The sequence below is a fragment of the Maritimimonas rapanae genome (assembly GCF_057837205.1).
Genome location: NZ_JBYQFI010000001.1, coordinates 1462116 through 1482450, shown reverse-complemented (window position 1 = coordinate 1482450; position 20335 = coordinate 1462116). Strand labels below are relative to the sequence as shown.

Sequence of the window (20335 nt, the reverse complement as noted above, 5' to 3'; positions counted from 1 at the left end):
ATAATATTACATCTTCATTAACCAAGAACGTATATCTACTTCTTGTTTAATAATGTTTTTTAAGTCTTCTATTTTTACTCTTTGTTGTTCCATAGTATCTCTATGGCGTATGGTTACAGAATTATCATCTAGAGTATCGTGATCTACTGTAATACAAAAAGGTGTACCAGCAGCATCTTGTCTTCTATAACGACGTCCTACAGCATCTTTTTCATCATAGATCACATTAAAATCCCATTTAAGATTATCAATAATTTTACGGGCAATTTCTGGTAATCCATCTTTTTTAACTAAAGGAAGCACAGCTGCTTTAGTAGGAGCAAGTACAGCTGGTAATTTTAAAACAGTTCTAGTAGTACCGTTCTCCAATTCTTCTTCCTGTAAAGAATTTGAAAATACTGCTAAAAACATTCTATCTAAACCAATAGATGTTTCTAATACATAAGGCACATAGCTTTTATTCTCTTCTGGATCAAAATATTGTAATTTTTTACCAGAATATTCTTCGTGTTGCTTAAGATCGAAGTCAGTTCTAGAATGTATCCCTTCTAATTCTTTAAATCCGAACGGAAACTTAAATTCTATATCGGCTGCAGCATCTGCATAATGTGCTAATTTTTCATGATCATGGAAGCGATAATTTTCTTTGCCTAATCCTAAAGATAGATGCCATTTTAAACGTGCTTCTTTCCAATACTCATACCATTTGGCTTGTGTACCAGGTTTTATAAAGAATTGCATTTCCATTTGTTCAAACTCGCGCATTCTAAATATAAACTGACGTGCAACGATCTCATTTCTAAATGCTTTACCAGTTTGGGCAATACCAAATGGAATTTTTTGTCTACTCGTTTTTTGAACATTTAAAAAGTTGACAAAAATACCTTGTGCTGTTTCTGGGCGTAAATATAAATCTGTAGCATTCTCTGCAGAAGCCCCAAGTTTTGTACCAAACATTAAATTGAATTGCTTTACATCGGTCCAATTCTTGCTTCCTGTTAAAGGATCAGCAATTTCTAGTTCTTCTATTAATGCTTTTACATCGGCTAGGTCTTCATTTTCTAAAGATTTTGCCATTCGCGAAAGTGTAGTTTTTATCTTCTCTTGATATCCTACTACTCGAGGATTTGTACTTAAGAATTGCTCTTTATCAAAAGAATCACCAAATCGTTTACTAGCTTTAGTAACTTCTTTATCAATTTTAGCTTCAATTTTAGCACAATAGTCTTCAATTAAAACATCAGCACGGTAACGCTTTTTAGAGTCTTTATTATCAATTAAAGGATCATTAAAGGCATCTACGTGCCCTGAAGCTTTCCAAATTGTTGGATGCATAAAAATGGCAGAATCAATACCAACAATATTCTCGTTCATATGCACCATAGCTTTCCACCAGTAATCACGAATATTCTTCTTTAACTCAGCACCATTTTGAGCATAATCATACACAGCACTTAGCCCATCATAAATCTCGCTACTCTGAAAAATATACCCATACTCTTTAGCATGAGAAATTACTTTTTTGAATTGATCATCTTGTTTTGCCATGGCGCAAAAATAGCTAAATTCAGATTATTACAAATAAAAAAGGGAAGCAATTACGCTTCCCTTTTAAGGTTTTATTTTCGGTTTTAAATTTTCTATAAACCTAAGAATGCATCTTTAAGTTCTAAAGTAGTAGCACCAACTAAAACGCCATCTACATATACTTTAATAGGATACAATCCTTTATCGAATTTTTGAGAAATATTTTCTACAAATAATACCACATCTTTAGCAGCATTTTCGTAGTCAACAGTAGTTTGGTCTGTATAACCAACTTCTTCACCAGTACTTAATGTAAAAGTACCTTTTTGACTAATAATTTTACCACTTGGTGTATTGATAATAACAGTTGCTTCTTTTTCACCAGGAGTAGCAATTTCATTCTTTTCTAATCTAAAAGAAACTCTTACAGCTGTTGCTTTAGGAGCTTTGTTAGTTTCAGTATACTTACCATTACTTCTTAAACGCATAGCAGTAGCACCTACAGAATTTACTCTTAACACACCACCTATCTCAACTTTCTTAGCTAAATCTAAGTTTTGAGCAATTAATGTATCATTATAACTAGTCTGTTCAATTAACTTACCAGTGATACTATCTTTTTCAACAACCAATAAGTTGTTTGCTAATTTTAATGAATCTGTAAGGTTAACTAATCTTTCGTTAGTAGATTCTAGATCAGCAATTTTAGATCTGTAACGTCTAATTAATCTCCAGTTAGTACTTTTTAAATTCTTAACTGAATCTCTAAATGCAACTATTTTTTCTCTTTCAACTTTCAACTCTTCAGAAATAGTTGTGTTTTGGGCTATGGCATTATCATACTTTTCTTCCATAGCAGTTAAGTTTCCTAAAATTTGCTCTTTTTCTTCTTTTAAGAATTGCTCAGCTTCCTCATGCTTACTATTACTTCTTAAAGTATAGGCACCAAGCCCAACTAATAATGCAAGTAAAATACCAATAAGGATTTTTTTGTTGTTTGAAGATTTGTTTTCTTCCATGGTTTAAAGATTTAATTTTGAGTTGAAAATAACTATGTTGCTTTTAACGTAAAATTATGCAAAATGGTATATTAAAACTCTAGTTTTTTTAATTCGTTAATAACAAATATTTTGTAGGGCTGTTACACCTTTAGACAGTGGCAAAATTAAAAATGAATTCTAAAGAGATTCTAAAGATTAATTGCAAGTAGAAATGTTGAATTATTTTTTACATTTATAGATAAATGCAGGAGGAATATTTCGTACTTCAAATTCTAAGTCTACATTATTTTTAAAAACCTTTTTTAGTTTTTTATAATAGGTTAAAGAATATTGATACTGAATAAATAAACCATTGTTTTTTAAAGAGTTATGTGAGTTTTTCAATATCGATTTAGATACTTTTTTAGGGATGTTGGTTAAAGGTAAGCTAGAGATAATATAATCTACCTTTTCTATATCTAAAGCTTCAATTTCAGTAAGTATATTTTCTGCAGATTTCTTTAAAAGAATAAAGCGTTTGTCATCAATTTTAGATAAATAGCTATGGAATTGATCATTAATTTCGAAACTAATTAACTTGCTGTCTTTTGATAGACTTATTAACAATTCTTTTGTTAAAGAACCATTACCTGGTCCAAACTCTACAACAGTTATTGTCTTAGAAAAGTCAATATCCTCTAACATCCTTTTTGTTAAAAAGCGCGAACTAGGCACAATAGTACCAGATGATCTTAAATTCTTAACAGCTTCCTTAAAAAAGGCTCTTTTGGTTTGCAAATTTTTTATGTTTAGATAAAACAATTAACTTTCTCAAAAAGTTAAGCAAAGATGCGTTTTTTTAAAGATATACTAAACTTATTCTTTCCAGAAATATGTAAATGCTGTGAGGAACAGTTAGTTAAAAATGAATTATTAATTTGTTTAAAATGTAGGTTCGATTTACCAATTGCAGAAATTTCGGATATTAAAAATAATGTTGTTGAAAAAGCTTTTTACGGAAGAATTCTTATCGAATTTGGCACAGCATTGTTTTATTATAAGCAAAAGAGTGCAGTTCAGAATCTTATTCATCAAATCAAGTATAATGGAAGAGAAGAATTAGGAGAATTATTTGGACAATGGCAAGGGAATGAATTACAAGAATGCAAAAGATTACCAAAAATTGATTATGTGATACCAGTTCCGTTATATAAAAGAAAATTAAAAACTAGAGGATACAATCAAGTAACAAAATTTGGTCAAGAAATTGCAAAAAGTATAAATGCTCAATTTAAAGAAGATATTTTGCAATCTATTTCTACTTCAGAAACGCAATCGAAAAAGCAACGATTAGACCGTTGGAAAAATGTAAGAGAAAAATTTTATCTAGCTGATACCAAAATATTTGAAGACAAGAATGTTTTATTAGTGGATGATATCATTACAACTGGTGCAACCATAGAAGCTTGCGTTATTGAATTGCAGAAGTCTAAAGGTATAACAATTAGCATTGCAGCTATGGCTTTTACATCGTAAAAAATAGTTGTTAATTTGCCCTAAATATTGTGAAATGATTTTTAGAGTATTTGTAATTCTATTTTTAGTAGTATTAGCTACTTCTAACTGTGCTAAAAGAGGACGCCCAACAGGTGGGCCTAAAGACTCAATTGCACCAGTTATGGTAACCGCACGGCCTAATTTTGAAACAACAAACTTTAAAGAAGATGAAATACGAATTTATTTCGATGAGTATATCAAGTTAAAAGATTTAAATAAACAATTGGTTATTTCACCGCCGATGAAGTATCAGCCAATTATTACCCCTTTGGGCACTCCAAGTAAGTATATTAAAATTCAGATTTTAGATACCTTAAAAGAAAACACCACATATACTTTTAATTTTGGACAAAGCGTTGTTGATAATACCGAAGAGAATGCTTTACGAAACTTTAAATATGTATTTTCAACAGGAGATTATATAGATTCTCTAAAAGTTTCTGGAACAATTAAAGATGCTTTTAATGAGGAAGCCGACAGGGATATTTCAGTATTGCTTTACGAATTAAACGATACATATAATGATTCTATAATTTATAAAGAAAAACCGCTGTATGTAGGCAATACCTTAGACTCTACTCTTTGGGAAATTTCTAATATGAAAGCTGGTAAATACAAATTAATAGCATTAAAAGATGCTAGTAAAGACTATATTTTTAATCCTAAACAAGATAAAATTGGCTTTCTCGAAAAAGAAATTATAATTCCTCAAGATTCAGTTGGTCACCAAGTTCTTTTGTTTAAAGAAATTCTTCCTTATAGGTTGAATCGTCCTAGCGAAGAAAGTACAAATAGATTACTTTTTGGTTATGAAGGATTGATTGAAGATATTAGAATAAATGACTTATCAAATCAAGCTGATTTTAAATCTGTTATTGTTCCTGAAAAAGGAAAAGATTCTCTTAATTTTTGGTACAAGAATACTGCATTAGATTCTTTGTATTTAGAAGTAGCAAACGGAATTTATAAAGATACTGTTATTGTAAGAAGACGTTCTAAAAAAGTAGATTCATTGCAAATTACAACGAATGCAAGAGGTACATTACTACTTAGAGATACTTTAAAATTGCTAAGTAATATTCCACTAGAAAGTATAGATTCAACAAAAATTTCTTTTACTGCGAAAGATTCGACTGAAGTAGCTTATAATTTAGAATTTAAAAAATTGTCTAATGAAGTTTTGCTGAATTTCGAAAAAAAGCAAGACGACAAGTACAAATTACAATTGTTACCGAAAGCAATTACTGACTTTTATGGCAGCGAGAATGATACGCTCAGCTTTAATTTTTCTACCAAGAAACCTTCAGATTATGGAAGTGTTTATCTTAGTCTGCAAAATGTAGATCGTTACCCAATTATAGTTCAATTATTAAAATCTAAAGATGAAATAGTTGAAGAAGTATATGCCGAGAGTGCTCAAGAATTTGAATTTATAAACCTTCAACCTGCCAAATATAAAATAAGACTCATTTACGATGATAATAAAAATGATAAATGGGATACCGGCAACTTCCTGTTAAAAATTCAACCAGAAAAAGTAGTGTATTTCCCTACAGAATTAGATGTTCGAGCAAATTGGGAAATGACAGAAACCTTTATATTAAATTAGTTTTTATAATTATTTCCTAATTTTTTAAAAATTTACAAATAACCACTATCTATTTTGCCATAAATTATTGCTATTCATTTCTTTTTTAGTGTAAACTAGAAAGGCTATCTTTGTAATTTAGAATGAATATAAACTGTGAAGTTAGACAAACAAGAAATATATAAAGCTTTAGATACTATTACTGCTCCTGGTGAAGGTAAAAGTTTAGTAGAAAGTAAAGCGGTAAGTAATGTAGTTACTTTTGGTAATGAAGTTATTGTAGATATAATAATTTCAAACCCAACATTACAAGCTAAGAAGAAGGTAGAGGTAGAAATTATGAAAGCTATTCATCAGCATGTATATCAAAAAGCTGAGGTAAAAGTAAACGTAAAGGTAAATGCACCTAAAAAACCAGTTCAAAACTTAATTCGTGGTAAAAAGATTGATGGGGTAAAGAATATTATAGCTGTTGCATCTGGTAAAGGAGGCGTTGGTAAATCTACCATTACCGCAAATTTAGGGATTACCTTAGCAAAAATGGGCTTTAAAGTAGGTATTTTAGATGCTGACGTTTATGGACCTTCAATGCCGATTATGTATGATGTAGCTGATGAAAAACCTAAAGCAGTTACGGTAGATGGGCGTTCAAAAATGAAACCTATTGAAAATTACGGTGTAAAATTATTGTCTTTAGGCTTTTTTACACAGCCCAACCAAGCTGTTATTTGGCGCGGAGCTATGGCTTCAAAAGCATTGAATCAAATGATCTTTGATGCAGACTGGGGAGAATTAGACTTTATGTTAATAGATCTACCTCCGGGTACTGGTGATATACATTTATCTATAGTACAAGCCGTGCCAATTACTGGTTCGGTTATTGTAAGCACTCCGCAGAATATTGCACTGGCAGATGCTAAAAAAGGTGTGGCAATGTTTGAGCAAGAAAGTATTCAGGTTCCAGTTTTAGGATTGATAGAGAACATGAGTTATTTTACACCAGAAGAATTGCCGAATAATAAATATTATATCTTTGGAAAAGACGGAGTTAAGAATTTAGCCGAAGATATGGATACTACTTTTTTAGGAGAAATTCCTTTAGTACAAAGTATTCGCGAAGCAGGTGATGTTGGTCATCCGGTAGCATTACAAACAAATACGCCTTTAGAAGATGCATTTACAGATATTACAAAAAATATGATAACTCAGTTGGTTCAAAGAAATAAAGATCTACCACCAACCGAAGTTGTTAAAATAACAACAATGGCAGGTTGTAGTGCCGTAAAAAATTAGAAAATGGGAGCAAAAGAATTAGAGCAGAATATTGAAAAAGCTTTAACAGAAATTAGACCTTTTTTGCAAGCAGATGGCGGTAATATTTCCTTAGTTTCTGTTGATAATGATGTGGTTAAGGTACAGTTAGAAGGAGCTTGTATTAGTTGTTCGGTCAATCAAATGACCTTAAAAAATGGTGTAGAGGCTACCATTAAAAAATATGCGCCTCAAATTCAAGAAGTAATTAGTATAGAATAAAAGCAGCTGACTTTTATCATATTTTAAAAAGAACTATCGAGATATTTTTGGGTAGTATTTTATTTAAATGATTAAAACCGACATATTAATTATTGGAGCAGGCCCAACTGGGCTTTTTACAGTTTTTGAAGCAGGCTTATTAAAGCTAAGATGTCATTTAATAGACGCACTACCTCAAGCTGGTGGACAATGCTCAGAGATATACCCTAAGAAACCTATTTATGATATCCCAGCATACCCAGAAATTCTAGCAGGCGATCTTACCGATAAATTACTAGAGCAATGTAAACAATTTGAACCAGGTTTTACGCTTGGAGAACGTGCCGATACTATTGAAAAGCAAGAGGATGGTACATTTATTGTAATCACTAATAAAGGGACCAAGCATCAGGCTCAAGTAGTTGCAATTGCAGGTGGTTTAGGAAGTTTTGAACCAAGAAAACCACCAATTCCTAATATTTCTAATTTTGAAGATAAAGGAGTTGAATATATGATTCGTGAGCCAGAGTTTTATCGTGATAAGCGAGTAGTAATTGCTGGTGGTGGTGACTCTGCATTAGATTGGTCAATTTTCTTAACGGATGTAGCTAAGTCAGTGACACTAGTGCATAGGCGCAATGAATTTAGAGGCGCCTTAGATAGTGTAGATAAAGTACAGGAGTTAAAAGATGCTGGTAAAATTAAATTAATTACTCCAGCTGAAGTTAAAGCGATTAAGGGTAAGAACAGCGTTGAGGGAGTTGAAATACATAAAACAGATGAAGATCCTTTTGTATTAGATACAGATCACTTTATTCCGTTGTTTGGTTTATCCCCAAAGTTAGGTCCAATAGCAGATTGGGGTTTAGAAATAGAGAAGAATGCTATTAAAGTGAATAATGCATTAGATTATCAGACAAATATAGAAGGTATATATGCTATAGGTGATGTAAATACGTATCCTGGTAAATTGAAATTAATTCTTTGTGGTTTCCATGAAGCAACCTTAATGTGTCAGAGTGCTTATAAAAGAATACATCCTGATAAGAAATATGTAATGAAGTATACTACTGTTGGAGGTGTAGAAGGTTTTGATGGAACTAAAAAAGAAGCACCTAAAGCTGTAGTTAAAAAGATTGAATAGTGGATCAAGACATAACCATAAAAATAACAGATAGAGAAGGAGTATTGCACGAAATTCTAGCACCTACCGATATGGCTATGAATTTAATGGAAGTCGTTCGTTCTTATGAGTTAGCACCAGAAGGTACTATCGGGGTTTGTGGTGGTATGGCTATGTGTGCATCCTGCCAATGTTATGTAAAATCTGACCATGAATTACCTGAAATGTCTCCCGACGAAGATTTAATGCTTGCAGAAGCTTTTTTTGTAGAAGATAATAGCCGCTTAGGGTGCCAGATTCCAATCACTCCAAAATTAGATGGTCTAGAGGTAGAATTAGCTCCAGAATCTTAAAAATTATTGTTTATCTTTGGGTAATTAATGTTACTAAAGATGAATACGTCTTTCAAAGAATTATTATTACTTCTTAAATTCTTGATCAAAAGAAATCCTGAATGAAGGTTACTATTCGATTAGTAAACTTTAATATTCATAACATTAAAATAAAATAACATGCCTAGATATCATAAATTAGGTACTATACCCCAAAAGAGGCACACTATTTTTAAAAGCCCAGAAGGGAATCATTATTACGAAGAATTATTTGGTACTATTGGTTTTGACGGAATGTCGTCATTACTATATCATACACATAGACCAACACAAGTTAAAGAAGTGTTGAAATCGTATAGTGTTGCACCAAAGATTGCTGTTGAAAAAAATATGAAAGCTTTAAGTCTTAGCGGATTTAAAGTGCCACCAATAAACGACTTTTTAGATAGTAGAAAAGCAATTTTAGTCAATAACGATTGCCAGATCATTTTAGCTGCTCCAAAAAAATCATTAAGAGATTATTTTTATAAGAATACAGATTCTGATGAAGTAATCTTTATTCATAAAGGAACAGGGAAACTTCGCACTTTCTTAGGTAATATTGATTTTAAATATGGTGATTATTTGGTAATTCCTCGTGGAATGATCTATCAAATAGATTTCGATACCGAAGATAATCGATTGTTTATTGTAGAATCTAAACATCCTATTTATACACCAAAGCGTTATCGCAATTGGTTTGGCCAGCATTTAGAACATTCACCTTTTTGTGAACGAGACATGCATCCGCCAAGTGAATTGGAAACCTATTCAGATAAAGGAGATTTTATCTTAAAGGTTAAAAAAGAAGATATGATACATGAATATGTATATGCCTATCATCCTTTTAGCGTTGTTGGTTGGGATGGTTATAATTATCCGTATAAATTTTCAATTCACGATTTTGAACCTATTACAGGTAGAGTACATCAACCACCACCAGTACATCAAACATTTGAAACAAATGCGTTTGTAATTTGTTCTTTTGTGCCAAGGTTGTATGATTATCATCCAAAAGCAATACCGGCACCTTATAATCATAGTAATATAGATTCTGATGAGGTGTTGTATTATGTTGATGGTGATTTTATGAGTAGAAATAATATTGATATTGGTCAAATCACATTACATCCTGCGGGTATCCCTCATGGTCCACATCCAGGAGCTATGGAACGTAGTATTGGTCAAACAGAAACAGAAGAATTAGCGGTAATGGTAGATACCTTTAAACCTTTAATGGTTACAGAAGATGCGATAAAAATTGACACAGGGGATTACCACTTATCGTGGTTAGATGAAAATCATTAAAAAAACTATAAAATTGTCATTCCTGCGAAGGCAGGAATCCATAAAAAAATGTCATTCTGAGCAAAGTGAAATCTAAACATGAGATGTTTCGACTGCGCTCAACATGACATTCTAAATTAAAAAGATATGGCAGGAATAAAAGATTTAACAGATTTACAAAATACCGAGTATGGTATTAAAAAAATATTTGATGAAGCGGAAGATTTTCTTCCGTTAAACGGAACAGACTATGTAGAATTGTATGTAGGTAACGCAAAACAATCGGCACATTTCTATAAAACGGCATTCGGATTTCAATCTGAGGCATTTGCCGGATTAGAAACCGGATTAAAGGATAGAGTTTCATATGTTCTAAAACAAGATAAGATTCGATTAGTACTAACAACACCATTAGAAAAAGGAGGTGAAATTAATAGGCATATTGAAGAACACGGTGACGGTGTAAAGGTAGTTGCACTTTGGGTAGACGATGCCACAAAATCATTTGAAGAAACAACTAAAAGAGGCGCAAAACCTTTTATGCAACCTACTAAAGAAGAAGACGAACATGGTTATGTAATTCGTTCAGGTATTTATACATATGGCGAAACTGTGCACATTTTTGTAGAACGTAAAAACTACAGTGGCATCTTTTTACCAGGTTATAAAAAATGGGAATCACATTATAACCCTGAACCTGTGGGATTAAAGTTTATAGACCATATGGTTGGTAATGTTGGTTGGGGCAAAATGCAAGAATGGTGTGAATTTTATGCTAAAATTATGGGCTTTGCACAAATTATTTCATTTACGGATGACGATATATCCACAGATTACACTGCTTTAATGAGTAAGGTGATGAGTAATGGTAATGGTAGAATTAAATTCCCAATTAACGAACCAGCGAAGGGTAAAAAGAAATCACAAATAGAAGAATATCTAGATTTTTATAATGGAGCAGGAGTACAGCATATAGCCGTAGCTACCAATGATATTGTAAAAACAGTTTCAGCTATGCGTGATAGAGGTGTAGAATTTTTATATGTACCCGAAACCTATTATGATGATTTATTAGAACGTGTTGGTAAAATCGATGAGGATGTTGAGGTATTAAAAGAGCATGGAATCTTAATTGATAGAGATGAAGAAGGTTATTTATTACAACTTTTTACTAAGCCTGTAGTAGATAGACCTACAATGTTCTTTGAAATTATTCAACGTAAAGGAGCTCAGTCTTTTGGTGTTGGTAATTTTAAAGCTTTGTTTGAAGCGATAGAGCGAGAACAAGCGAATAGAGGAACACTTTAGAAATTAAATTTGTTATACTAAGTCACCGATATATTTGCATCGGTGACTTTTTTTTCTAAAATATTATAGAAAACATAATCCCTAGAGAAACAATTGCAATTATTACATTATTTAATTCGTGCCCCATTTCGTCATGATAATCTGGATTTTTTGGGCCATAAATATATTCTTTGTACCTAAACTTGGGTTTATTAAACAAACTTCTCCATATGCTGCCAAATAACCACCTTATAGTGCCTCCAATATAGTTAAAAAAGAATCCAGCTATGGTATGACTGAATCTCATAATTATTAGGAAATAATTTTATCAACCAACTCCTGTTTCTTTTTCTTATCATCACCAAACAACCATTGTAGCACATTGTCTTCCCACATTTGTTCTTTTTGAGTTTCAGTAATAATGCTTCGATCTATAGCTAAGTCTAATATTTTACCTGGATATGAAGATTGTTTTTCACTTTCCATTTCACCTAGTGGATATGGATCATCTAACCCTATTAAAACTTGATCTGAACCTTGATTTTTAACCAATAGGTCTAAAGAACCAGTATCGTGTACTAACGTATCGAAGAATATATTTTTATGTCCAACAGCTTTTCTTGGGTGACTTTTTCCTTCAAATAGATCTGGTCGACCATCAAACCCTTGTATTCTTCGACCTAAATTCATCTGAGCTAGTTGCCCACCATGAGCAAAACAAATACGCATATTTGGATACTTTTCATAATACCCATTTAAGGTTAAAAAATGGTAAGCATCAGCACATTGTGCTAACATCCATATCAAATGGAAACGCCATGAAGTATTTTGCAGTTTTATAAATTTTTCACCATCATAGGGATGTATTTCTATTGCTAGATTATATTTATTTGCCATTTCAAAAATAGGCTCATTCTCTTCATCAAAAATACAACGCCAAGTACCGATGGTATCCATATAATGCGTTGGTAAGCACAATAAGCGCATATCTAGAACTTCGACACAACGTTCAATTTCCCAACAGGCACCACGTACAAAACCCGGATGTACCACAAAACCACAGGTGAATTTATTTGGATGATCATGTTGAACTTTAGCATTGAAATCATTTTGAAAACGTAATGCTTGCTTCATTTCTTCTAAGCGAAGTCCATTACCATATAACTGCGATAAATTCAATACTACAGCATGATCGATCTTAAAATGATCCATCCATTCGAGCTTTTCATTTAAAAAGAAACTTGAGTCTGTTACTGGGCGACTCCAATCTTTCTGTAACATAAATTTTCGATCATTATCTACCCAAAAAATACCTTTATCCTTCATATAAGCAGGAATTTGCTCAGGATAAGGTAATAAGTGCGAATGACCGTTAATTCTTAATTTTCTTTTACTCATATTCTGTCATTCCCGCATATACGGGAATCTATTTTTATTATTTCTGGATTCCGCATCAAGTGCGGAATGGCAATTACTCTTTTTTAATACAAATCATAGTGGCTTGCATCGTTGCAAAAATAGTTTCTTCACCACCATCAGTTACTGTAGCTTCACAAAAAGTCAATGTTTTACCACTTTTTACAACTCTACCAATGGCTACTATTTTATCTGCCTTTGCTGCGCGAATAAAATTAGTTTTAAACTCTACACTCAATACATTTGCTCCTTCAGGCATCATAGAATGTGCAGCATAACCACAAGCTACATCGGCTAAACTTGTCAATACACCAGCATGAAAATAACCATGTTGTTGCGTTAATTTTTCATTAAAATCACATTCAAGTTTTACTAAACCTTTTTCTATAGATACCAATCTAGCACCAAGGGTCTGCATAAAACCTTGTTTATAAAAACTTTCTCTAGAAGCTTCAATCATGCTCTAATTGCACTTTTTTCGGAGGCTCCATTACAGCATTACAATTAGGGCAAGAGCGTTTTTCCATGTCACCATAATATTTATCAAAGATCTTAGGCATATCAGTTTCAATATTATCTAGCGTAAAATCTTCTTCGTATAATTTGGTAGTACAATTTTCGCAGAACCATAATAAAGCATCTTGTACATCTTTTTCCCGTGGATATTCAATTACCAACCCAACAGTATTTGCACCTCGTTGCGGTGAATGTGGTACTTTAGGTGGCAATAAGAAAATTTCACCTTCTTTAATAAGAATGTCTTTTGGTGTACCCTTATCGATTACTTTTAGTGTAATATCACCTTCAACCTGATAGAAAAATTCTGGTGTTTCATTATAGTGATAATCTTTGCGGCTATTAGGCCCACCAACAACCATCACAATAAAGTCACCATCTTTCCAAACTACTTTATTTCCTACAGGTGGCTTTAGTAGATGACGATTTTCTTCGATCCAAGCTTTAAAATTTATGGGAGGATATAACTTGCTCATACTATTTTATTTTGGGCGTTCACTTATTTTGTCATATTGAGCGGAGTCGAAATATCTCCATTAACAAAATAAGGTCGGACTTTCCGTTCTATCTTTTTATTTGTTTTTGAGATTCTTCACTAGGTTCAGAATGACAAATAAAAAGGATATCGCTTCAATCCCTCACGCGGGTTATGCTATAAATTTACAAAGATTTTGTTCTACCACCATCAACAGGAACGTTAATTCCGTTAATATAACTAGCAGCTTCACTTGCTAAAAAGGCTACGGCATTGGCAATTTCACCAGGTTGCGCAAAGCGTTTTGCAGGAATTCCATTCTTCATGGCTCTCGAAATATCATCTACAGACTTGCCTGTTTTTTCAGCCTTATTTTTAATGATTTCGCTTAAACGTTCTGTTGAAGTAGCTCCAGGCAAAACATTATTCACTGTAATACCAAATTCACCTAATTCATTCGCTAAGGTTTTACTCCAATTAGCTACAGCGCCACGTATGGTATTAGAAACACCTAATCCATCTAGAGGCTGTTTTACTGACGTAGATATAATATTAATAATTCTACCGTAATCAGCTTCTTTCATACTTGGCACAACTGTTTGAGCTAGTACGTGATTACATTTTAGATGTTGCGTAAATGCTTTTTCAAAAGCATCAACATCGGCAGAAAACACAGGTCCGCCTGCTGGCCCACCAGTGTTATTTACTAAAATATGATATGTACCTAACCTTTGTAGTTGCTCTGCTACTTTTTGGCCAACCTCTTCTGGATTGGTAAAATCAGCAACCACATAATTATGATCTTGGTATTTGTTTGGTAATTCTGCTAATACAGCTTTTAACTTTTCTTCGTTACGAGCAACAAGGGTAACATTAGCTCCTAAGTCTGCCAATGCAATTGCAGACGCTTTACCTATGCCTTGTGTGCTACCGCATACCAAGGCATTTTTTTTAGTTAAGTCTAGGTTCATTTATTCATATATATTTTTAGCACGTTCACTCATTTTATCCATTAATTTTGAAGGATCTTTAACTTCTTCAAATCCAAATTGTCGATAAAGACCATGCGCATCTTTTGTTGCTAACATCCACTTATCGACATTTTTTAATGATGGAAAATTTAATATTTTTTCCATTAATAACTTTCCTAAGCCTTTTCCTTGAAATTCTTCAATAACATAAACATCTAACAGGTAAGCAAAAAATATTTTATCTGTCATAACCCTACTGTAAGCTATTTGTTTACCATTATGAAATAGACCAAAATTCATAGAATTTTCTAAGGCTATTTTTTGCTCTTCTAAAGTACGGAAATTACCCCAATAAGAATTTTTAACAAAGGAGAAAATTGCATTTAAATCCATATCTTCTGTATTAGAAGAAAAGTAAATAGAATCGCTAACTTCTATCATGAATTCAATCGTATTTTATGCACACATTTTTTGGTTCCGTAAAGAAACGTAAGGCTTCAAAACCACCTTCACGACCCACACCAGAATCTTTTACACCACCAAAAGGTGTACGCAAATCACGCATTAACCAAGTGTTTACCCATACAATACCAACTTGCAATTGCTTTGTCATTCGCATAGTACGCTTTAAATCGCTAGTCCATAAAGTAGCAGACAAACCATAGTTTACTTTATTTGCCATAGCTAATACTTCTTCTTCAGTTTTAAAAGGCATAACAGTTACAACTGGGCCAAAAATTTCTTCTTGATTGATACGACATTCATCTGTATCAATTTCAATAATGGTTGGTTCCATATAGTAACCATTTTCATAATCTTTTATGGTTAATTGATTTCCGCCATATAATACTTTTCCACCTTCTTTCTTAGCAATTTCAACATAATTCAATACCTTTTCTAAATGCGATTTAGAAACCAAGGCACCAAATTTTGTATCAGGTGCGGCAGGATGACCAACTTTATTTTTGGAAACTACATCTACAAAATCTTTTTTGAATTGCTCATAGATAGATTCTTCAACAAAAATTCTACTTCCGCACAAGCAAATTTGCCCTTGATTACCAAATGAAGATCTTATAGTGTTTATCAACATGTCTCCATAATCACAATCGGCAAAAACGATATTAGGATTTTTACCACCCAATTCTAACGATAATTTTTTGAACATTGGTGCTGCTACTTTAGCAATATGAGCTCCAGTAGCCGTTCCGCCTGTAAACGAAATAGCCTTAATATCAGGGTGTGCAACAATAGCTTGCCCAGTAGAACCACCTAAACCATGTACAATATTCAGAACACCGTTAGGTAAACCAGCTTCAGTGCAAATTTCACCTAATAAATAAGCTGTCATAGGCGTCACCTCACTTGGTTTTGCAACTACACAATTACCTGCTGCAATTGCTGGTGCTATCTTCCAGGTAAAGAGATAGAGTGGGAGGTTCCATGGTGAAATACAGCCTACAACACCAATAGGTTGACGAAGTGTATAATTTATAGCATCGTGCCCAACACTTTCATGACTTTCACTAGCAAACTGTGTAATAGCATTGGCAAAGAATCTAAAATTACTTGATGCTCTTGGTATATCTACAGCTTTAGCTAACCAAATAGGTTTGCCATTGTCTTTGCTTTCTGCTTCGACTAATCTATCAAGATTTTTTTCGATCAGTTCAGAGATTTTAAGCATAATTCTACTACGCTCATCTAAAGATGTATTAGACCAACTAGGGAAAGCAGTTTTTGCAGCAATATAGGCTACCTCTACATCATCTTTAGATGAGTTAGGTATTTGCCCATAGATTTCACCATCGGCCGGACAATAATTGTCAATCCATTCATCTGAAACTGGATTTACATATTGACCGTTTATATAGTTTTGAATTTTCATGCTTTTTTATAAGCCATTACTTTAATTTCTACAACCAAATCTGGGTGTGGTAATTGGTGCACAGCAACCGTTGTTCTTGTTGGTCCAGTTTTAGCATCAAAAAACTCAGCATAGGCTTTATTATAGCCTGCAAAATCATTCATATTCACTAAGAAGGAGGTTACATCTACCACATCTTTTAATGAAGCACCTTCTTTTGCAAGATTCTTTTCAATATTTTGCAATACTTCTCGTGTTTGTACTTCGATGTTTAGTCGTTTTGTACCCATTTCGTCAATAATGTATACTCCCGCAATGGTATTATCAGCTCTTCGAGAACTGGTACCCGAAACAAATATAAAATCACCAACTCGTTTGGTATGTGGGTAGGCTCCTCTAGGTGTTACTTTATCATTCATAATTTGTTATTTCGTCATTGCGAAGCAAATTTTTAATTTGTTGTGGCAATCTGTTTTTTTTAGAGATTACTTTGTCGTTAGTCTTCGACAAGCTCAGACTGACTTCCTCGTAATGACATTGTTATTTTAATCCTGCAATTTTATCCTCTTCTAATAGCTCGTTTGTTTCTTCTTGCACTTTCTTTAATAATATATTTAGATCATCGCTCAGATCAATTTCGTCATCAGCAATCATATTTAATATGGCTTTATCTTGAGCTCTACCTTTAGTCATAGCTTTATGATAACCAATATCTTCATTAAAAGTTACCATCGAATATTTCGAGAAATATTCTTCAGGAAAATTTTCTTCTAAAATCATTTCTAATTTACGCTTTTCCTTAAATATAGGATTCGCAACATGATCTCTCATCTCATAATAATTCTCTTGAGCCAAATCTCCAATAGCATCTGCATCTGCTTTTCGAGCCTTTTGGTATTCTTTAAAAATAGTTTCCCAATCATCTTCATATTTTTCGATAAAACTGTCTAAAACAGTTACATCTTCGAAAGAAGCATTCATTCCTTGTCCGTAAAAAGGAACAACCGCATGTGCAGCATCACCCATTAATAATGTTTGCCCTTTATAATACCATGGTGAACATTTAACAGTACCCAAAGCTCCGGTAGGGTTATTGGCAAATTCTTGAGCAATATTAGGTATCAATGACAGTGCATCTGGAAATTGCTTTTCAAAAAAGTCTTTTATTTTTTCTTCAGAGGATAGATCTTTAAAATTATACTCACCTTCATCGTGCCCTAAAAAGAGAGTCACTGTAAAACTCCCGTCAAGGTTTGCAAGTGCAATTAACATATAATCACCTCTAGGCCAAATATGTAAATAATCTTTGCTTATTAAATGCTTACCGTCTTCTGAGGCAGGAATTTCTAATTCTTTATAACCATGTGTTAAGAAATTCTGAGAATAGCTAAATAAGAATTTTCGCTCTAAATAATAACTTTTACGAAGTTCAGATCCCGCACCATCGGTGCCAAATATGACGTCAGCAGTAATGTTAAAGCCTTGTTTGGTTTTATGATTTTTAAAGAAAGCAGTGTTGGTGTCTAAATCAACCGATGTACATTCAGAATTAAAATGAATAGTTAGGTTATCGAATTTATCGGCTTCGGTTAAAAGCATACCATTGAGATCACCTCTTGAAATAGAGTTTATATATTCTCCTTTTCTTCCTGAATAATTTGATGGAAATGTATTTCCTTCTATATCATGAATTAATCTCCCGATCATAGGAATACAAATTTCACGTGCTTTCTCTTCAACTCCTGCTAATCGTAATGCTTTAAAACCTCTATCTGATAAAGCTAAATTAATGGAACGCCCGGCAGAAATATCTGTAGTTCTTAAATCTGGACGGCTTTCATAAACGTCTACATCATAACCGCGTTGCGCCAAACGTAAAGCGAGTAGTGATCCGCATAAACCAGCACCTATTATTAATATCTTTTCGTTTTTTAAACTCATTATTAAGATCGTTGTTTTTTCATTTCATCTGCAATTGCTATTGAACCTGCATTTTCTTTTGTTTCAAGTTCTGAAATAATAGTTGAATGATTTTCATCATTATGGGTTTGCGATAATTTATACGCCGCTTGAATATCGGTTATTTTAATTTCGAAACCAACAATGCCTCGAATTTGATTCATTGTTTTTTTAGAGAGGTTTTCTGTTTTAACAGGGTTTTTAGAGGATTTCTCATATTTTTCCATAAGGTATTTTAAAGAATCATAAAGCGCTTTACCTTCAATGATTTTAATTGTTCCGTATACATGCACTGCTATATAATTCCATGTAGGCACTTCTTCAAAATCATACCAAGAAGATGAGACATAACTATGAGGACCATTAAAGATGCATAAAACTTCTGTATTGTCTTTAAAATGTTTCCAATGAGGATTTCCTTTAGAAACGTGGCCTTGAAGAATATCTTTACCAGATTTATCTACTGTAAGTTCTAAAGGAATATGTGTTGCTAACGATTTACCATTATTATTACTAACAAGAATTCCGAAGCTATTTTGTTGTATGAAGTCTTTTACTTCAGCTAAGTTTTCATTATGGTAATACTTAGGTATATACATTAAAGCATAGATTTTAATTGCTCAACCATTTGGTATATATCTGCAAATGAATTATAAAAAGGTACGGGAGCACAACGAATCACATCAGGCTCACGCCAATCAGTAATTATATAGGCTTCTGTTAACTTTTGATGTAATGATTTATCAGCATCTTTTACCTGAATAGATAACTGACAACCTCGCTCTTCTGGATTAGTAGGTGTAATTATTTTAATTCTATCAGTATCAATTTGATTGATTAAGAATTCAAAATATCCTGTTAATTTCAATGATTTTTCCCGCAAAACATCCATACCTACTTCATTAAATAAATCTAAGGATGCTCTAATTGCTGCCATAGATAAAATTGGTGGATTGCTTAATTGCCAACCCTCGGCACCAGGCATAACGTCAAAAGGTTGACGCATATTAAAGCGTGTCTCAGCATTGTGATTCCACCAGCCAGAAAATCGAGGTAATTCTTTATTGTGAGCATGTTTTTCGTGTACAAATAACCCAGCCAAACTACCAGGTCCTGAGTTTAAATATTTATAAGTACACCAAGCTGCGAAGTCTACTCCACTTTCATGTAATTCAGGTTGAATATTTCCTGCTCCGTGAGCAAGATCGATACCTACTATACAATCTTTAGCATGGCCCAATTCAGCTATTTTTTTTAGATCAAAATATTGTCCAGTATAATAATTTACACCTCCAATTAGTAATAATGCGATCTGATCACCTTGTTCTTCTAAAATAGTTTCTAAATCTTCTAGATGTAGTAATTCTTCATTAGTCCTCGGTTTCCATTCAACTAATGCTTCTTTTGGATCAAAACCATGAAATTTTAATTGCGACTCTACAGCATACCTATCAGATGGGAAAGCGTCACTTTCAATAACGATTTTGTATTTGCTTTTTGTTGGTTGGTAAAATGAAACCATTAATAGATGTAGGTTGGTTGTTAAGGTGTTCATAACAACAACCTCTATTGGCTTGGCGCCTACAATTTTTGCCATGCTTTCTGTTAAGAACTCATGATATGGCATCCAAGGATTTTTAGCTTCAAAATGACCCTCAACGCCAAAATTAGCCCAGTCATCTAACTCTTGCTGAATATATTGTTGAGTGATCTTAGGTTGTAACCCTAAAGAGTTTCCAGTAAAATAGAGCCAATCGTTTCCATTTGCATCTTTTGGTATGTGAAATTGATTTCGATATCCTTTAAGGGGATCTTGTGCATCTAATTTTTCCGCGAAAGCGAGATTGGTTTCAAATTCGGTAGAAATTTGCGTCATAAAATTTAACTAGGTTCACAAAT

Annotated in this window: 22 protein-coding genes; 8 read left to right on the top strand and 14 right to left on the bottom strand. The window is 33.1% G+C overall.

The genetic code is table 11. The features are described 5' to 3' along the window. Positions 1 to 6: 6 nt before the first annotated feature. The 3 genes from AC3IF2_RS07060 to AC3IF2_RS07050 all read right to left on the bottom strand — a co-directional run bounded on the left by AC3IF2_RS07060 (position 7) and on the right by AC3IF2_RS07050 (position 3305). A complete protein-coding gene (locus AC3IF2_RS07060; protein WP_489166367.1) occupies positions 7 to 1548 on the bottom strand; it encodes a glycine--tRNA ligase in 1542 nt (513 codons plus the stop codon). Positions 1549 to 1640: 92 nt separating this feature from the next. Beyond that, positions 1641 to 2546, bottom strand: a complete 906-nt coding sequence (locus AC3IF2_RS07055) for a hypothetical protein (RefSeq protein WP_489166366.1) — start codon at positions 2544 to 2546, stop codon at positions 1641 to 1643. Positions 2547 to 2747: 201 nt separating this feature from the next. Continuing rightward, positions 2748 to 3305, bottom strand: a complete 558-nt coding sequence (locus AC3IF2_RS07050) for a class I SAM-dependent methyltransferase (RefSeq protein WP_489166365.1) — start codon at positions 3303 to 3305, stop codon at positions 2748 to 2750. Positions 3306 to 3356: 51 nt separating this feature from the next. On the opposite strand from AC3IF2_RS07050, the gene AC3IF2_RS07045 reads away from it, so the two are divergent. From AC3IF2_RS07045 to hppD, 8 genes are all read left to right on the top strand, one after another. After that, complete coding sequence (locus tag AC3IF2_RS07045) at positions 3357 to 4043, top strand: ComF family protein (protein WP_489166364.1); 687 nt, start codon at positions 3357 to 3359, stop codon at positions 4041 to 4043. A gap of 34 nt (positions 4044 to 4077) precedes the next feature. Beyond that, positions 4078 to 5673 (top strand): Ig-like domain-containing domain, encoded by a 1596-nt coding sequence (locus AC3IF2_RS07040; RefSeq protein WP_489166363.1) that lies wholly within the window; start codon positions 4078 to 4080, stop codon positions 5671 to 5673. Between the two features lie 135 nt (positions 5674 to 5808). After that, a complete protein-coding gene (locus AC3IF2_RS07035) occupies positions 5809 to 6945 on the top strand; it encodes an Mrp/NBP35 family ATP-binding protein (protein ID WP_489166362.1) in 1137 nt (378 codons plus the stop codon). Positions 6946 to 6948: 3 nt separating this feature from the next. Continuing rightward, entirely contained in the window at positions 6949 to 7185 is a 237-nt protein-coding gene (locus tag AC3IF2_RS07030) for a NifU family protein (protein ID WP_489166361.1), read from the top strand. A gap of 67 nt (positions 7186 to 7252) precedes the next feature. Next, a complete protein-coding gene (locus AC3IF2_RS07025) occupies positions 7253 to 8308 on the top strand; it encodes an NAD(P)/FAD-dependent oxidoreductase (RefSeq protein ID WP_489166360.1) in 1056 nt (351 codons plus the stop codon). After that, a complete protein-coding gene (locus AC3IF2_RS07020) occupies positions 8308 to 8640 on the top strand; it encodes a 2Fe-2S iron-sulfur cluster-binding family protein (protein WP_489166359.1) in 333 nt (110 codons plus the stop codon). The genes AC3IF2_RS07025 and AC3IF2_RS07020 overlap by 1 nt, the downstream gene beginning before the upstream one ends. A gap of 159 nt (positions 8641 to 8799) precedes the next feature. Further along, entirely contained in the window at positions 8800 to 9966 is a 1167-nt protein-coding gene (locus tag AC3IF2_RS07015; RefSeq protein ID WP_489166358.1) for a homogentisate 1,2-dioxygenase, read from the top strand. 126 nt (positions 9967 to 10092) lie between these two features. Beyond that, positions 10093 to 11253, top strand: coding sequence for a 4-hydroxyphenylpyruvate dioxygenase (gene hppD / locus AC3IF2_RS07010; protein ID WP_489166357.1), 1161 nt, complete (start codon positions 10093 to 10095; stop codon positions 11251 to 11253). Positions 11254 to 11308: 55 nt separating this feature from the next. Here the strand turns inward: hppD and AC3IF2_RS07005 are convergent, their stop codons facing one another. The 11 genes from AC3IF2_RS07005 to kynU all read right to left on the bottom strand — a co-directional run bounded on the left by AC3IF2_RS07005 (position 11309) and on the right by kynU (position 20312). Further along, complete coding sequence (locus tag AC3IF2_RS07005; protein ID WP_489166356.1) at positions 11309 to 11539, bottom strand: hypothetical protein; 231 nt, start codon at positions 11537 to 11539, stop codon at positions 11309 to 11311. A gap of 5 nt (positions 11540 to 11544) precedes the next feature. Then, a complete protein-coding gene (locus tag AC3IF2_RS07000; protein WP_489166355.1) occupies positions 11545 to 12630 on the bottom strand; it encodes an amidohydrolase family protein in 1086 nt (361 codons plus the stop codon). A gap of 73 nt (positions 12631 to 12703) precedes the next feature. Further along, positions 12704 to 13108, bottom strand: a complete 405-nt coding sequence (locus AC3IF2_RS06995) for a PaaI family thioesterase (RefSeq protein WP_489166354.1) — start codon at positions 13106 to 13108, stop codon at positions 12704 to 12706. Continuing rightward, on the bottom strand, positions 13101 to 13640 hold the full coding sequence (locus AC3IF2_RS06990) for a 3-hydroxyanthranilate 3,4-dioxygenase (protein ID WP_489166353.1): 540 nt from the start codon (positions 13638 to 13640) through the stop codon (positions 13101 to 13103). The genes AC3IF2_RS06995 and AC3IF2_RS06990 overlap by 8 nt, the downstream gene beginning before the upstream one ends. Before the next feature lie 184 nt (positions 13641 to 13824). Beyond that, on the bottom strand, positions 13825 to 14610 hold the full coding sequence (locus AC3IF2_RS06985; protein ID WP_489166352.1) for an SDR family oxidoreductase: 786 nt from the start codon (positions 14608 to 14610) through the stop codon (positions 13825 to 13827). After that, positions 14611 to 15051: a GNAT family N-acetyltransferase gene (locus AC3IF2_RS06980; RefSeq protein WP_489166351.1), complete on the bottom strand. Its 441-nt coding sequence runs from the start codon at positions 15049 to 15051 to the stop codon at positions 14611 to 14613. A 4-nt stretch (positions 15052 to 15055) separates the two neighbouring features. Further along, entirely contained in the window at positions 15056 to 16498 is a 1443-nt protein-coding gene (locus AC3IF2_RS06975; RefSeq protein WP_489166350.1) for an aldehyde dehydrogenase, read from the bottom strand. Beyond that, a complete protein-coding gene (locus AC3IF2_RS06970; protein WP_489166349.1) occupies positions 16495 to 16896 on the bottom strand; it encodes a RidA family protein in 402 nt (133 codons plus the stop codon). The genes AC3IF2_RS06975 and AC3IF2_RS06970 overlap by 4 nt, the downstream gene beginning before the upstream one ends. A 121-nt stretch (positions 16897 to 17017) precedes the next feature. After that, positions 17018 to 18418: an FAD-dependent oxidoreductase gene (locus tag AC3IF2_RS06965; protein WP_489166348.1), complete on the bottom strand. Its 1401-nt coding sequence runs from the start codon at positions 18416 to 18418 to the stop codon at positions 17018 to 17020. 2 nt (positions 18419 to 18420) lie between these two features. Further along, positions 18421 to 19035, bottom strand: coding sequence for an FMN-binding negative transcriptional regulator (locus AC3IF2_RS06960; protein ID WP_489166347.1), 615 nt, complete (start codon positions 19033 to 19035; stop codon positions 18421 to 18423). After that, positions 19035 to 20312, bottom strand: a complete 1278-nt coding sequence (gene kynU / locus AC3IF2_RS06955; RefSeq protein ID WP_489166346.1) for a kynureninase — start codon at positions 20310 to 20312, stop codon at positions 19035 to 19037. The genes AC3IF2_RS06960 and kynU overlap by 1 nt, the downstream gene beginning before the upstream one ends. Between the last annotated feature and the right edge of the window lie 23 nt (positions 20313 to 20335).